This window comes from Rhabdobacter roseus (genome assembly GCF_014202275.1).
GTDB classification, from domain to species: domain Bacteria; phylum Bacteroidota; class Bacteroidia; order Cytophagales; family Spirosomataceae; genus Rhabdobacter; species Rhabdobacter roseus.
Map to the genome: position 1 here is coordinate 601,070 of NZ_JACHGF010000002.1, position 14,782 is coordinate 615,851.

Genomic DNA, 14,782 nt, shown 5'->3' on the forward strand with positions numbered 1-14,782 from the left:
CAAGCCAAGTACCGGTCCCTCCTACCCCTGCCCGTCCCATACGTCCGTTAGCGCACGTTGGTGTTCGATTCTGAACAATTTCAGGTAGCTTACTTTGGTAAAAAAGTACCTTAAAGCCTCAGAAATGGCCTTTATCATTTTTGGCCTGATTTTTTATACCGAAATAGATAAAATACTCCCGGCACTCAACTTTCAACCCATGCGACGTAGTGATTTAGGCGAATTTGAGGAAATCGTGTTGCTGTCCGTAGCAGCCCTGGCCCCCACGGCCTATTCGGTGCTTATTGCCGAAGAACTTGAAATGGAAACGGGCAAGTCGGTCAGTACCGGGGCGGTACACGCCGCCCTGCAACGGCTGGAACAAAAGGGGTACCTGACTTCCTACCTGGGCGAGGCCACGGCCGAGCGGGGTGGCCGCCGCAAACGGCTGTTCTCGGTTACGGCGCTCGGCGGACGGGTACTCAGTGACGTGCGCTCGGTACGCAACCGGCTCTGGGAGCGCATCGCCCCTCCCCTGCGGCTGGAATGGAGCTAAAAGAGGTAGTTTCGATCGGAGGCCAATATTGTAAACCATTCCTATCCATTGGGTAAAGCCAGCCTTAAAACCATGAACCCAAAATCCTTTGAACCACCCCGTTGGCTGGATCGCCTGCTGAACTGGCTCGTAGCGCCGCACCTGCGCGAGGAGGTACTCGGCGACCTGCACGAGCGCTACGCCCGGCGCGTCCGGCGGCTGGGCGAGCGCCGGGCCCGCAGCGGCTACTGGCGTGAGGTACTGGCCTACCTACGTCCCCGCTTTATCAAACGACAACCTAACCCATACCCTCAACCCAATCAAACAGCCATGATTCGTAACTACCTTAAAATTGCCTGGCGGACGCTGAGCCGGAACAAGCTCTATACCGCTCTGAATGTGGCGGGACTTACCTTCGGGATCAGCTGCTTTCTGCTGATTGGACTCTACCTTTTTGACGAACTCACCTTCGATCAACAGCACAGCCAGGCGAAACGTATATACAGGGCCATCCAGCACAAGAAAACGCCCACCGACGAACTGACCATTGCGGCATCGAGCTACAAGGTATCCGAAGAATCGAGAAAAAGCATTGGCGAAATTGAAAACTCCGCCCGAATCCTCCGGACCGGCAGGGCCAACCTCACCAACCCGGAAAATAAAAATACCTTTCAGGAAACGGTGATGTTTGCCAACGCTGGCTTGATGAAAGTGTTCGACTTCGAAGCCGTAGACGGCGATACCAAAACCGGTTTGGATGAACCCAACTCCATCGTGCTCGTCGAAGAACTGGCGCAACGCTTGTTCAACAGCACGCAGGTGGTTGGCAAGACCGTCGAATTTGAGTTTTTTTCAAACAAACCGCTGACCATTACCGCGGTCCTGAAAAACCATCCCCGCAATTCTAGCTTCGATTTCAAACTAGCGGTTTCGGAAGCGACCATCAGCAACACCGATGACTTTGCTCAATGGACCGCAGACTGGGCCGCTCAGGATTTTATGACTTTCTTTTTGCTAAAAGAGCAGGCCAGGCCATCGGTAGTGGCCGATAAGATCACCCAGCTACTCACTACCAATGCGAAATTGGAGCCAGGTACCTCCCTAAACTATTCGTTGCAGCCGCTGGCCGATATCCATTTATATTCGGAAGGCATTGTTGATAGCGCCCGAAACTCCAACGTGGAAGCCATGAGCCAGGGCGTGTTGCTGTACGTCAAAATCTTTGCGATCGTTGCCCTTTTCGTACTGCTCATCGCCTGCATCAACTACATGAACCTGGCGACGGCGCGGGCTTCTAACCGCTCGAAGGAGATTGGCGTTCGGAAAGCCAGCGGAGCGTTTCAGAGCCACATCATCCATCAGTTTCTGACCGAGTCGCTGGTCGTCACTATCATTTCTTTTGTTTTGGCTTTAATGTTCGTTAATGTACTGCTTCCTTCTTTCAATGCTTTTACCAACAAGGAACTCTCGCTGGGAATCCACACCGACTACCGAATCTGGCTTTATGCGTTTCTGGCCCTGGTGGTCACAGGCCTGCTGTCGGGTAGTTATCCTTCCCTACTTTTATCCCGGTTCAAGCCGCTTTCGTTACTAAAAAATCTGAAAACCCAGCCCAAAGGTAGTTGGTCCATACGGCAAGGGTTGGTGGTGTTCCAGTTTACCATTTCGGTAGTGATGATGGTGGCCACGATTGTGCTTTTCCAGCAGGTGCGGTTTGCCACTACCAAAAACCTGGGTTTTAATCAGGAGTTGCTGCTGGTGGTGGACATCAACAGTCGTAAAATTCGGAGTGCAGCCGAAACAATTAAAACCGAATTTAGCCGAATCCCGTCGGTCCAAAACGTAGCGGCGACTTCCCGCGTACCGGGCGAATGGAAGATGATCCCGACGGTAAAAATCAGGGAAGTCGGCAAAACCGAGGAACATCAGATCGCCTACCTGATCGGAGCCGACGAAAATTTTGCCCGGACTTTTGAAGTACAGCTGCTGAACGGTCGAAATTTTGCGGGAAAGGGCGATTCGGCCTCGGTACTGCTCAACGAAACCGCCGCCCGGCTACTGGGTATCACCCAAGCTACCGAGCAACTGGTGGAGATACCTTCCCGCGCCATGGCAGGAAATTACCAACCTCTCAATGACGACAGAAAACCCTTTTCGGCCCGGGTTGTCGGTATTGTCAAGGATTTCCATTTTCAGTCGTTACGCGAGAAAATAGCCCCCATGGTGTTAGCGTACGAAAACAATCCGGTGCATCCAATTGACTACTATACGGCCCGCATCGAGGGAGAGGACATACCGGCCACGCTGGAAAAAATGAATGCGGTGCTGACCCACATTGACCCAACTCATCTGCTCGAATACCATTTTCTGGATGAACAATTGGCTAGGTTTTACGCCGAAGACCAGCGCCGGGGTACCTTGTTGATTTGGGTGGCCTTGGCGACCATTTTCATTGCCTGTCTCGGTCTTTTTGGGCTAGCCACCTATGCCGCCGAACAGCGCATCAAGGAGATCGGCGTACGTAAGGTACTGGGAGCCAGTATTTTTAATCTCACGGCTCTGCTCTCAAAAGATTTTCTAAAATTGGTGTTCATTGCGAATGGCATTGCCTTTCCGCTGGCTTGGTGGGCCACGTCAAAATGGCTCGAAGAATTTGCGTACCATATTCAGCCCGCGTGGTGGGTGTTTGCGGTTTCGGGCATATTGTCCGTGGCCATTGCCCTAGCCACCGTCAGCTTCCAGGCCATCAGAGCGGCCCTGATGAACCCAGCCAAAAGCTTGCAGAGTGAATGAAAACACCACCCCCGCCCCGCTGGCTTGACCGCCTACTCAATTGGCTCGTGGCACCGCACCTGCGCGAGGAGGTACTCGGCGACCTCCACGAGCGCTATGCCCGGCGCGTCCGGCGGCTTGGCGAACGCCAAGCCCGCAGCGGCTACTGGCGCGAGGTACTGGCCTACCTACGGCCCCGCTTTATCAAACGACAACCTAACGAATACCCTCAACCAAACCCCATAGCCATGTTAACTACCTACCTTAAAATTGCCTGGCGGAATATAAGGTTCTCCAAAACCTTCTCTCTGATCAATGGATTCGGCCTGACGCTAGGTATTTCCTGCTCCTTACTGGTTTTTCTGGTGATCATGCACGAAACCAGCTATGACAGGCAGCACAAAAACGCCGACCGCATCTTCCGGGTCGAAACCATGAACAAGAATTATGCTACTCCTCATGCCGGGACATATACCGAACTGAGTAGTGTGTTGAAAGAAGCGCCTGAATTTGAGGCCGTGGTACCTATCTGGAACGAGTGGGGGCGCGGTTTGTCGATTCCTGCCTCAGGAGATTCTTTTAAAGAGCGTATCGCCTTTGTTGATCCGGCAATCTTTCAACTGCTCGATTATCGATGGGTAGCGGGAGATGCCCCTTCCGCGCTTTCGCAGCCTAATAGGGTGGTTTTGACGGAGTCCTATGCGAAGAAGTTTTTTGGCACCACCGATGCCATCGGGAAAACGATTCGCTACGATAACAGCCAGGATTTGCAGGTAGCGGGCGTACTGGAAGATTACCCGGTGACCACGAATTTCCCCTTCGACGTACTGGTTTCTTTCCCCACCTTGAAGCGTGTGAACCCCGGCTATGATTCGCATGGTTGGACGGGCTTTGGTGACAACCATCAAATCTATGTGCTATTAAAATCTGCTTTCCAACCGCAGCAATTAGCAAAACGATTTCATGACATTCAGGTCAAATACCAGAAAGACCCCAAGACGGTTGAGAATCAACAATTCGTTCTGAACCCGCTTTCCGAAGTCCACTATGCGTACAACCTGAGCGGTCGGCAGGCCAATCCCAAACTTCTGCGAATGCTGGGTCTGATCGGGGTGTTCGTGCTCCTGATCGCCTGCATCAATTTTATTAACCTCACGACCGCCCAAACTCTCAAGCGAGCCAAAGAAATCGGGGTCAGGAAGGCGGTTGGTAGTAGCCGGGGCTCGCTTATGATCCAATTCATGGCTGAGGCCGGGCTGGTTACTTTCCTGGCTTCGCTGACGTCGGTAGTTATAGCCTGGCTGCTGCTGCCTTTCATCGCTTCCCTAATGGGACTACCCCTGCATACCACCGATCTGTTTACGTGGAAAACCGGCGCGTTTTTGGTCGCCATACTGGGGCTTACTACCTTATTAACTGGGGCATATCCAGCATTCCGTCTGTCGGGCATGCCGCCCATTTGGGCGCTAAAAAGCAATAAGCTGCCGCAGGGCGAGCGCCGCATTTCGTTGCGCCAGGGGCTGGTGGTGGTGCAATTCACCATTTCTATGATCTTGATGAGCTGTGCTTTGTTTACCAACCGTCAAGTGTCTTTTTTCCAACAAGCCGACCTTGGATTTAATAAAAACGCCATCATCACCGTGAGCCTCCCCGAAAACCAGCCCGAGAAACTACGGTCGCTCCGCGTACAGTTGATGGAATCGCCCCAGATCAAAGAGGTCAGCTATTCGTTCAACAGCGCCTCGGCGGAAAGCAACTGGATGCAAGGGATACAATACCGCGAAAACGCTGAAATAAAGGAAGTTAGAACACAGATAAAAATGGGAGACGCCCATTTTCTCGACACGTACTGTATTCAGCTCCTGGCCGGCGAAAAACTTCAGGATGCGGATACGTTGTCTGCTTTGCCAAAAGTACTGGTCAACGAAATTTTTCTCCAGCGGGTGGGGATTTCTAATCCCGAGGCGGCTCTAGGCCAGAAAGTATACTTCGGAGATGGGTCCCAACTGGCAATCATCAAGGGCGTAGTCAAAAACTTCCACGTCAATTCCTTGCACCAGAAAATAGACCCGACCCTGATTCAGGTTGTTCCCAACCATTTCTATCAGGCCGGCATTAAGCTGCAAAGCGAAAAACCAACCCCACAGGCCATTCAAACCGCGCTAACTACCCTTGTAAAGGCTTGGAAGACTACCTTCCCCCATGAGGTTTTTGAATACAAATTTCTAGACGACACGCTGGCTCAGGCGTATCATAATGAGGCCAGAACGGTACAACTCATTGAAGCCTCGACGCTGGTTGCCATTCTGATCGCCTGCCTGGGTTTATTCGGGCTGGCCACGTTTACGGCTGAGCAACGCACCAAAGAAATCGGGGTTCGGAAAGTCCTGGGGGCCTCGGTGGCTAGCCTTGTTTCCCTGATCACTAAAGATTTTCTGAAACTAGTTCTGCTGGCTGGATTCATTGCTGCGCCCATTGCCTGGTACGCCATGAGGCAGTGGTTACAGAATTTCGAGTTTAAAACCGAAATCAATGGGTGGGTATTTGCTCTAACCGTTTTGCTAATGGGGAGTATTGCCCTGGCCACCGTCAGCTTCCAGGCCATCAGAGCGGCCCTGATGAACCCGGTGAAAAGCTTGCGCTCGGAATAAACTACGGAGGTACCTTCCCGAAAGTACCTTCAGCGCCACTGCATCAGGGCGGCGTTCAGGGCCTCTTCGACGCGCCAGCGGGGCTTATGGAAGTAGATCATGCCGTGGCCAGGCAGCATCAGGTCGGTGTCGACCCTGGCAAATTTGCGGAGTGATTCGGTGTAGATTTTTTTATCAAAATCAATGGAGCCGCTCCAGCCAAAATCGCCGCTGAGCAAGGTACCGATCACGTCGCCGCTGATGACAATGCGCCGCTGGTCCAGCGTGAAGAAAAAGGCCGTGCAGCCCATGCTGTGGCCCGGCAGGTGCATTACCTCAATATCCACGCCCAGCAGCGAGAGGGTTTGTCCGTCGGTCACGAGCTGGTCCACGGTCACGGGCGTGAATTCTTTGTGGTAGAGGTACCCACAGCAGCGCTCGTCGCCCGCCGCTACGGCCTCGGCAGTTTGCCGGATGGCCACGAGCTTTACGCCGCGCTGCTTGAGCAGGTGCGCGCCCCCGGCGTGGTCGTAGTGCGGGTGGGTCAGGAGGCAGTACCGGATCTCTTCTGGTGGCAGGTCCCAGTAGCGCATGTTGGCGAAGATCTGCTCCAGGGTATCGCCGCAGCCACAATCGAAGAGCAGCAGGCCTTCGGGCGTTTTCAGGATGTAGGAATTGCCGTCGTTCCAGAGCGCCCCCGGCTGATCAAACGTGATGCCGTTGAGATCTCCCCCAACCTGGTAAAGGTTTTTAAGTACCTGCATACGAGGGTCTTTTTATAAAAAAAGAAAATTTAGTTAGTCTTGCCCGCAGGCCAGTATACGTTCACCTCCGGGTGCATGGTGTAGAGCCGGTACCGGGTACCATCGGGCACCAGTATTCCGCTCGACGTATTGTTACCCATTATGGGGTTACGGGGGTACTTTTCCCAGTGAATCAGGTCCTTGGATACGGCCACGTTGGTGGACCACTCCCGCCAGTCGGCGTAGGCGGTGGCGTGGTAGTAGGCGTAGTAAAGGCCCTGGTACTGCACGATCTGGTTCATGGCCACGCCGTGCTTATCCACGGCCTCGGGACCCGCGGCCAGCACGGGCTCGTCCTGCACGTTGGTCCACACCTTCAGGTCTTTGGAGGTAGCCAGCCAGATGGCCGCGTCGTTGCGCTCGTAGTAGAGGTACCAGGTTTTGCCCTGCTTCCAGACGGTGGGCGTACCGTAGGGCCCGGCTTCCAGCGGCTTGCCGTTCTTAAGTCGTATGTCGAGTGCGCCGCGGTCGGTCCAGTGGAGGCGGTCGGTGGAGGTGAAGAGGTGCGCTATGTCGTCTTGGCTTTCGGCAAACATATAGTAGGTACCCTGCTCTTTCAACACGAATACATCCTCGACCCACTGGCCGGTGTGAATGGGGTTGGCGGGATGGCGCGTCCAGGCCAGGCCGTCGGCCGAGGTAGCGTAGCCCAGGTACTTGGTTTGGTCCGTTCCGGTTTTGGTGTAGCCAGTGTACCAGAGGTGGTAGCCGTCTTCTTCTTTAAGGATAAAGCCCCGCTCCCGGATGCGCTGGTCCCAGGTGTCGGTGCCCGTACCGGCAAACACCGGATTGCCCTCGTAGGGCGTAAACTGGACCAGTTCGGGCGGAAATTTCAGAGAGGTACTTTCCTCGACGGAAACGAAGCGGGGCGAGGTACTTGGCGACTTGGCACAACCCAGCAAAAGTACCCCCAGCGCGCTCAGGGCGTAGTATTTTAGCGTGTTCATGGTGTATTAATTGCGTTCGGCTACGTCTTCGGGTATGCGGTTGACGAGCTTGTTGTTCGCGCCTTTTTGTTTGATCAGTTCGAAGGCGTCGTAAAGCTCACCGGTGGCCGTATAGGTATAAAAGGAAAGTGTGTCGCCGTCTACTTCCACGACGTGAAAAAGCTGGGTATAAATAGCCGCCCGATCCATCCAGGGAGCCTTATCGACGTTGGAATTGGTCATTTTTGGTCCACTCACCGACACCACGTACATGGTACCCGAGCGCGCGCCTTTTTCCTGCATCGGGATGTTGAACATACCGCGGGCGTAGGTGTGGTCGTGCCCCTGAAGCACCAGATCTACCTTGTATTTATCAAAAAGCGGCTTGAAGGTTTCACGCATACGCTTGTTGTCGCGGGTCGTTTTGGGCGAAACAATGGGGTGATGAAAGGTAATGCAGGTCCAGGTATTGGGATTATTTTTCAAAATACCCTCCAGCCAGTCGCGCTGGCTTTTCAGGTGTGCGTCCGACACTTCTACCTGGTCCGAATTAAGCGAAATGAAGCGCATGCCCTGAATATCGGCGTAGTAGCAGGTTTCTTCCAGCCCCTTGGGACCATTCTCGGGCAGCGTAAATTGCGGCCGCCAGAACACCGAGGTAGTGTTGAGGCCGTTAGCATCCTCGAAATGGTCGTGGTTGCCGGGCGTGGGAAAGGCCGGGATCATGCTGTGAATGAAGCCGCCGCCCTGAAACCAGTCGCCCCACTCTACGTCGCGGTTGGCGCGGTTGATCAGGTCTCCGGCGTACATCATCAGCCGGGCTTCGGGCGCTTTGGTAAAAGCCTCCCGCGCCACCCGCGACCACAATGAGCGGATGTTGGTCTGGACGTCGCCGTAGTAAATAAAAGAAAATTTTTCGCCCGGTTTTCCCGCCGTCGTGAAGTGTATCCACTCGCTCCAGTGCTCGCCCTGCCCCACGCGGTAGGCGTACTTGGTATTGGGTTGTAGTTTTTCAAAAACGACGGAATGGTAGTGGGCCGTAGGGGTATCCTGCCACGTCAGCTTTTCGGTGCGGGCCTGCAGGCGCTGGGCCTTTTCCACAAAACGCGGGTCAGCCTCGGCCAGGGCTATCTCGGCGAAGCTCTCCGTAACTACCTCACTGGTACGCCAGTTTACCGCCACGGAGGTGGAAGGGTCTTGCGTGACGTTGAGTACCAGTCGGTCTGGCATCTGGGTAGGTAGGTACGGGTTTCCGGCGACCTGCGCGCGCAGGCTCAGGCTACTCAGCAGCAAGCCCGCCCACAGGCCGTGCCGGAGCTTTACGCGAAAAGAAAAGGAAGAAAAAGGCAACATAGACGAATGAATTCGGGTACTGGGAAGAGGTACCTTTAGCCGCGTCAGCGGTACTAGCGGGTACTTTTTTATACTGGTAATACGGACATTTTAAGTAAATAGACTACCCAAGGTACTTCTAGAATACAAACCAAGGTACTTTTAAAGCCCGGTACCCGCAAGGTACTTCGTCATTTTTCTAGCTATGCACCCACGATTTTTTCTCGGCAGTTTGCTTCTGCTCCTGGCCCTAAATACCCAGGCGCAGCGCGAATTCCCGCTCTACAACGGCCCCGTTCCCAACAGCCTATCGGTACCGAACGAAGAAGTCGACAACGGCAAAGGAGTGGTTTCGAAAGTCTCCATCCCGACGCTCACGGCCTTCTTGCCCCCGAAAGAAAAAGCCAACGGCGCGGCAGTGATCGTTTGTCCCGGCGGCGGTTATGGGGTGCTGGTTATCGAGCGGGAGGGCTACGCCATTGCCCGAGCGTTCGCGGAAATGGGCGTGGCGGCTTTTGTGCTCAAGTACCGCTTGCCCAGCCCAGGTACCATGGCCAACACGGCCATTGGCCCGCTGCAAGACGCCCAGCAGGCCATCCGGACGGTACGGCAGCGCGCCGCCGAGTGGAACGTAGACCCGCAGAAGATCGGGATCATGGGCTTTTCGGCGGGTGGCCACCTGGCCGCTACGGCGGGTACCCACTTCAAAGTACCCCTGATTGATAATCCGGAAAAGACCAGCCTGCGTCCCGATTTCCTGATCCTGGTGTACCCCGTCATTAGCTTTCAGGAAAGCCTCAGCCACGGCGGCTCCCGCTCCAACCTGCTGGGTACTTCGGCCAGCCGCGAGGCCATTGATTTGTATTCCAACGAACTCCAGGTAGACGCCCAAACGCCCCCGGCATTTCTGACCCACGCCTCCGACGACTCCAAAGTACCCGTAGCCAACAGCCTGGTATTTTACCAGGCGCTGCTGCGCCACCAGGTACCCGCCGAGATGCACATTTACGCTAAGGGCGAGCACGGCTACGGCAAAACACCCGCTTTCGAGGAGTGGTTTGGCCGCTGCCGTAGATGGCTCGCCACCAGCGGACTGATTCCGTAAGGTACCTTCAAACGGTACTTTAATTGCAAAAGTACCCCTTAGAAAATGGGGCAAAATGGCGTTTCAGTATAAATAATCGTGTACATCGCTTTTAATAAAGGTAGAAGATACTATCTTGACTTTTCAAAAAATTCAACCCAAAACCCAATAGCTATATGTTACGAAGATTACTGACCGTGGCACTTGTTGCTGCCATGCCGCTAATGTACGGATGCGAAGGCCCGCAGGGCGAAGTAGGTCCCGAAGGACCACAAGGCCCGCAAGGAACACAGGGCCCCGAAGGTGAAGAAGGTGTCGCCGGTGCCATTCAGTTCACAACGGGAGCAAGACAAACCGATGAGGATGGGGATTTGGGCTTTTCCCTCGATATACCCGCCGAAGCAGCTTCCTTTGTAGAGAAAGGGGTCGTGTTGGTGTACGCAAAAACGCAGGGTTTCTGGTTTCAGGTACCCGGTGAAATTTTCTTTGCCAACGGAGGCTTTGGCCGCTACACCTTTGCCTACCGCGTCAGCGGGGGCAAGTTTGATGTACAACTCATCCAGACCGCAACCGCTGATACCAATCCTCAGCGGCAGTTTGAAGACGTTCGGGTCGTGCTGGTACTGGCACTCAACTCGCGCCTGAGTGCCGACGTGGATTTCAAAGACTACAAGCAGGTACAGAAAGCCTTCAACCTACCGGAGTAAAAATCTTTATTTCAAAACCCAGGGAAAGGAGCTAAACGGGTACCTGCGGGTACGGTTTGGCTCCTTTCTAGCGTATTGCTGGTACGCCTTTCAAAAAAGCGCTAATTTTACCGTTTACTTAACCTATCTCTTGCGTGGCGCTCAACACCGAAAATGTACGTCTGGTCTTTGGACTCAAACTGAAACAACTCCGCCTGGACAAAAAAATGTCGCTCAGCGAGCTGTCGCAGAAGTCGGGGCTGTCGATTTCCTACATCAACGAAATTGAAAAAGGGAAAAAGTACCCCAAAGCCGACAAGATCATTGCGCTGGCCTCGGCCATGGACGTGGACTACGACACGCTGGTGTCCTTGAAACTGAGCAAGCGCCTCGAGCCCATTTCGGAGCTACTGAGCTCCAACATCCTCACCGAACTGCCGCTGGAGCTCTTTGGCATCGACCCGGCCAGCCTGCTGGAGCTCCTCTCCGACGCCCCCACCAAGATCAGCGCTTTCATCGGGACGCTCATCGAAATTGCCCGCAACTACAACATGTCAGTGGAGCAGTTTTACTTCTCGGCCCTGCGTACCTACCAGGAAATGCACGACAACCACTTTGAAGAAATCGAGGAGGAAGCCGAGCGTTTTTTGCTGGAAAGCGGTATTGGAGAAGAAATGATCCTGAATGAAAAGTACCTGGCCGACGTACTGCGGAAAGAGTACGGCTACATCATTGAAGAAATAGACGGCAAAAACTACCCCGAACTCTTGGGGGTACGCTCGCTATACCTGCCGCGCCAACCGGCCAACCGGCTGCTGGTTAACGGGGAGCTGTCGTCGGTGCAACGTGCTTTTGTGTACGGCCGCGAGATTGGGTACCAGTACCTCAAACTCAAAAACCGCCTGCTTACCACTTCGCAGGTGGAGGCCGAGTCCTTTGAGCAGTTGCTCAATAATTTCAAAGCCTCCTACTTTGGCAGCGCCATCATCATCAAACGCTCGCTGCTTTCGCGGAAATTAACGGATTTCTTTGCGCTCGAAACCTGGCAACCCGACAAGCTCGTGGCCATGATCGACGAGTTCAATACTACGCCCGAGACCTTCTGCTACCGGCTGAGCAACGTCCTGCCGCACTACTTCGGCATTCGGCAGCTCTTTTTTCTGCGCTTCAACAACTACCCCGGCCAGAATATCTTCCACATGACCAAGGAGATGCACATCACACGCAAGCATAACCCGCATACCGTAAAAGACGAGCACTACTGCCGCCGCTGGGTGGCGCTTACCATTCTTCAGGATTTGGCAGAATTGGTCAAGGAAAAAAAATACGCCCACACTCTATGCCGGGGGCAGCTCTCGTGCTACGTAGGTACCTCGGACGAGTACTTTGTGGTGAGCTTTGCCAAGCCCATGACGCCCAACCCGTCGCTGAACGTGAGCGTGTCCATGGGCATTTACCTGGACGAGCCCGCCCGCACGACCCTGCGCTTCCTGGGTGATCCGGCCATTCCCTTTCGGGAGGTCAACGAAACCTGCGAACGTTGCGCCCTTTTTGACTGCAAAGAGCGCATTGCCGCCCCCACCGTGCTCCAAAAACGCCAGAAAACGGAGAAGCTGCGCCGGGCGCTCCAAAAGATGAACTGAGCGGAAGATGTCACCAATTTCCAATATTAGCCATTAAAAATAGCTTAAAAATAGGCTCTAACGGCCACGTAATCCTTCATCTGCCGTATATTTGCAAACATTTTTGGCAATACCCTCCGCCAACTCTGCTGTAAAGTTATGACAGGCACCTTCGCGACCGAGGAGTTAATTATTCGTTTGTCCACTCCTTTTTATATTGTCCTGATTGGTTTAGAAATCATTCTGACCCATTGGAAGCATCGCCCGGCCTACCAGTGGCGCGATACGTTGAATAATGCGGCCCTCATGATTCTGAACGGGGGGATCGACCTGCTCTTTCGGGCGGGCTACGTGGGCATACTGCTGTGGTTTTTCACGCACCGGCTCGTGGAGCCCAGCGCCAATCCTTACGTATATTGGGGACTGCTGTTTCTGGCCGAGGACTTCGCTTTTTACCTTTTGCACTACGTCGACCACCATTGCCGGCTGTTCTGGGCGGTCCATGTCACCCACCATTCTTCCGAACATTTTAACCTCAGTACCGGTTTTCGGTCATCGGTTTTTCAGCCGCTATATCGTTTTGTGTACTTCATTCCGTTGGCGCTGGTAGGTTTTCATCCCGCCGACATCGTCATCATGTACTCGGCCACGCAGATCTACGGCATTCTGGTTCATACCAAGCACGTAGGCAAACTCGGCTGGCTGGAGCACATCCTCGTGACGCCCGCGCACCACCGCGTACACCACGCCTCCAACGTAGAGTACCTGGACAAAAACATGGGTATGTGCCTCATTATCTGGGACAAACTTTTCGGCACTTTTCAAGAAGAGCTACCTACCATCCCGCCCAAATACGGACTAACTACCTCGCTGGCCTCAGAAGACATTACGCATACCATTTTTCACGAATGGAAAGCCATTGCCCAGGATTTCCGGAGCTCGGGGCAGTGGAGTACCCGGCTGAAGTACCTCCTGTATCCGCCCGGCTGGTCGCCTGACGGCTCCCGCAAAACGAGCAAAGAACTCCAGGCCGAGCAAGCCATAATCCCGGCTCCCGAAAGTACCCGGCTGATTGAGTCCGAGAAGGTACTTTCGTAAAGGTGCGTCCAGGGTACTTGCCACTACCCTTACTTGAACGCCGGAATGCCCGTGATTTCAGCCCCCAGAATTAGTAGGTGAATGTCGTGGGTACCCTCGTAGGTCACCACCGACTCCAGGTTCATGAGGTGGCGCATGATGGGGTACTCGCCCGTAATGCCCATGCCGCCCAGGATTTGCCGGGCCTCGCGCGCTACGCGCAGGGCCATGTCCACGTTGTTTCGTTTCGCCATGGAGATCTGCGCCGTCGTGGCCTTGCCTTGGTCCTTCAAAGTACCCAGTCGCCAACTCAGCAGCTGCGCCTGGGTAAGGGCCGTGAGCATCTCGGCTAGTTTTTTTTGGGTAAGCTGAAACGCCCCGATGGGCTTATCGAACTGCACGCGGTCGGCGGCGTATTGCACGGCGGTTTCGTAGCAGTCCAGCGCGGCTCCTACGGCTCCCCACGCAATGCCGTAGCGGGCCTGGTCCAGGCAATGCAAGGGAGCCGCCAGCCCCAGCGCGTTTTCCAGCAGGTTTTCCTTAGGTACTTTCACGTTCTCGAACACCAGCTCGCCCGTTGCGCTGGCACGTAACGACCATTTATTATGAATTTCGGGCGTCGAAAAACCCTCCATGCCGCGCTCCACCAGCAAGCCCTGCACCCGCCCCTGCTCGTTGCGGGCCCATACCACGGCCACATCGGCCAGGGGCGCGTTGGTGATCCAGAGCTTGGCGCCGTTGAGTAAGTAGTGGGCACCTTCGTCCGTAAAGTGGGTTTTCATGCCACCGGGGTTGGAGCCGTGGTCGGGCTCGGTGAGGCCAAAGCAGCCCAGCAACTCGCCGGTGGCGAGGCCCGGCAGGTACTTTCGGCGCTGGGCTTCGGAGCCAAAGTGGTAGATGGGCCCCATCACAAGCGAGCTCTGCACCGACACCACCGACCGGATTCCGGAGTCGCCCCGCTCCATTTCCTGGCACAATAGCCCGTAGCTGGTGTAGTCCAGGCCGCCCCCGCCGTACTCGGCCGGGAGGGTAATGCCGAACGCGCCCAGCTCGCCCAGCTTCCTGACGAGCTCCCGCGGAAAGGCCGCCCGCTGGGCGTAGTCGTTGATGATGGGTTTAATTTCCCGGTCGGTAAAGGTTCGGATGGACTGCCGGATCAGCCGCTGCTCGGGGGTCAGGAGCTCGTCCAGTTTATAAAAATCAGTATCGATCATGGAGGTACTTGAGGTTAATGAGGTACTTCAGAAGTACTTTACAAGAGTAAAGGTACTTCAAGCGGCTTTTGTTCGGTATTCTAAAAAAAGTACCCCTACGCGAGATTATTGATGATTAATCT

The 14,782-nt window shown here is 54.5% G+C and carries 11 protein-coding genes; 7 read left to right on the top strand and 4 right to left on the bottom strand.

The genetic code is table 11. The features are described 5' to 3' along the window. Positions 1-199: 199 nt before the first annotated feature. The 3 genes from HNQ92_RS07595 (at position 200) to HNQ92_RS07605 (ending at position 5,937) form a co-directional block, all read left to right on the top strand. Positions 200-535, top strand: a complete 336-nt coding sequence (locus tag HNQ92_RS07595; protein WP_184172785.1) for a PadR family transcriptional regulator — start codon at positions 200-202, stop codon at positions 533-535. A gap of 72 nt (positions 536-607) precedes the next feature. Beyond that, positions 608-3,307 carry a permease prefix domain 2-containing transporter gene (locus HNQ92_RS07600; RefSeq protein WP_184172787.1) on the top strand — a complete coding sequence of 900 codons (2,700 nt, stop codon included), beginning with the start codon at positions 608-610 and terminating at the stop codon, positions 3,305-3,307. After that, on the top strand, positions 3,304-5,937 hold the full coding sequence (locus HNQ92_RS07605; protein ID WP_184172789.1) for an ABC transporter permease: 2,634 nt from the start codon (positions 3,304-3,306) through the stop codon (positions 5,935-5,937). Before HNQ92_RS07600 ends, HNQ92_RS07605 begins: the two co-directional genes overlap by 4 nt. A 29-nt stretch (positions 5,938-5,966) precedes the next feature. On the opposite strand, the gene HNQ92_RS07610 is transcribed toward HNQ92_RS07605, so the two are convergent. Genes HNQ92_RS07610 through HNQ92_RS07620 form a run of 3 tightly spaced genes read right to left on the bottom strand, consistent with a single transcriptional unit; the run spans position 5,967 to position 8,998 of the window. Further along, complete coding sequence (locus HNQ92_RS07610) at positions 5,967-6,680, bottom strand: MBL fold metallo-hydrolase (protein ID WP_184172791.1); 714 nt, start codon at positions 6,678-6,680, stop codon at positions 5,967-5,969. 29 nt (positions 6,681-6,709) lie between these two features. Next, positions 6,710-7,666, bottom strand: coding sequence for a glycosylase (locus tag HNQ92_RS07615; protein ID WP_184172793.1), 957 nt, complete (start codon positions 7,664-7,666; stop codon positions 6,710-6,712). 6 nt (positions 7,667-7,672) lie between these two features. Continuing rightward, positions 7,673-8,998, bottom strand: coding sequence for a purple acid phosphatase family protein (locus HNQ92_RS07620; RefSeq protein WP_184172795.1), 1,326 nt, complete (start codon positions 8,996-8,998; stop codon positions 7,673-7,675). A 184-nt stretch (positions 8,999-9,182) separates the two neighbouring features. On the opposite strand from HNQ92_RS07620, the gene HNQ92_RS07625 reads away from it, so the two are divergent. The 4 genes from HNQ92_RS07625 to HNQ92_RS07640 all read left to right on the top strand — a co-directional run bounded on the left by HNQ92_RS07625 (position 9,183) and on the right by HNQ92_RS07640 (position 13,467). Beyond that, a complete protein-coding gene (locus HNQ92_RS07625; protein WP_184172797.1) occupies positions 9,183-10,082 on the top strand; it encodes an alpha/beta hydrolase in 900 nt (299 codons plus the stop codon). Positions 10,083-10,237: 155 nt separating this feature from the next. Continuing rightward, positions 10,238-10,768: a collagen-like protein gene (locus HNQ92_RS07630; RefSeq protein WP_184172799.1), complete on the top strand. Its 531-nt coding sequence runs from the start codon at positions 10,238-10,240 to the stop codon at positions 10,766-10,768. A gap of 134 nt (positions 10,769-10,902) precedes the next feature. After that, positions 10,903-12,390 carry a helix-turn-helix domain-containing protein gene (locus tag HNQ92_RS07635; protein ID WP_184172801.1) on the top strand — a complete coding sequence of 496 codons (1,488 nt, stop codon included), beginning with the start codon at positions 10,903-10,905 and terminating at the stop codon, positions 12,388-12,390. Between the two features lie 138 nt (positions 12,391-12,528). After that, entirely contained in the window at positions 12,529-13,467 is a 939-nt protein-coding gene (locus HNQ92_RS07640; protein ID WP_184172803.1) for a sterol desaturase family protein, read from the top strand. Between the two features lie 29 nt (positions 13,468-13,496). On the opposite strand, the gene HNQ92_RS07645 is transcribed toward HNQ92_RS07640, so the two are convergent. Then, complete coding sequence (locus HNQ92_RS07645) at positions 13,497-14,660, bottom strand: acyl-CoA dehydrogenase family protein (RefSeq protein WP_184172805.1); 1,164 nt, start codon at positions 14,658-14,660, stop codon at positions 13,497-13,499. Positions 14,661-14,782: the final 122 nt, after the last annotated feature.

Excerpts from the sequence above, each read along its gene's own strand:
- HNQ92_RS07600 (WP_184172787.1), top strand. The coding sequence starts at position 608 with ATGAACCCAAAATCCTTTGAACCACCCCGTTGGCTGGATCGCCTGCTG.
- HNQ92_RS07645 (WP_184172805.1), bottom strand. The coding sequence starts at position 14,660 with ATGATCGATACTGATTTTTATAAACTGGACGAGCTCCTGACCCCCGAG.
- HNQ92_RS07630 (WP_184172799.1), top strand. The coding sequence starts at position 10,238 with ATGTTACGAAGATTACTGACCGTGGCACTTGTTGCTGCCATGCCGCTA.
- HNQ92_RS07625 (WP_184172797.1), top strand. The coding sequence starts at position 9,183 with ATGCACCCACGATTTTTTCTCGGCAGTTTGCTTCTGCTCCTGGCCCTA.
- HNQ92_RS07595 (WP_184172785.1), top strand. The coding sequence starts at position 200 with ATGCGACGTAGTGATTTAGGCGAATTTGAGGAAATCGTGTTGCTGTCC.
- HNQ92_RS07605 (WP_184172789.1), top strand. The coding sequence starts at position 3,304 with ATGAAAACACCACCCCCGCCCCGCTGGCTTGACCGCCTACTCAATTGG.
- HNQ92_RS07640 (WP_184172803.1), top strand. The coding sequence starts at position 12,529 with ATGACAGGCACCTTCGCGACCGAGGAGTTAATTATTCGTTTGTCCACT.
- HNQ92_RS07615 (WP_184172793.1), bottom strand. The coding sequence starts at position 7,666 with ATGAACACGCTAAAATACTACGCCCTGAGCGCGCTGGGGGTACTTTTG.
- HNQ92_RS07620 (WP_184172795.1), bottom strand. The coding sequence starts at position 8,998 with ATGTTGCCTTTTTCTTCCTTTTCTTTTCGCGTAAAGCTCCGGCACGGC.
- HNQ92_RS07610 (WP_184172791.1), bottom strand. The coding sequence starts at position 6,680 with ATGCAGGTACTTAAAAACCTTTACCAGGTTGGGGGAGATCTCAACGGC.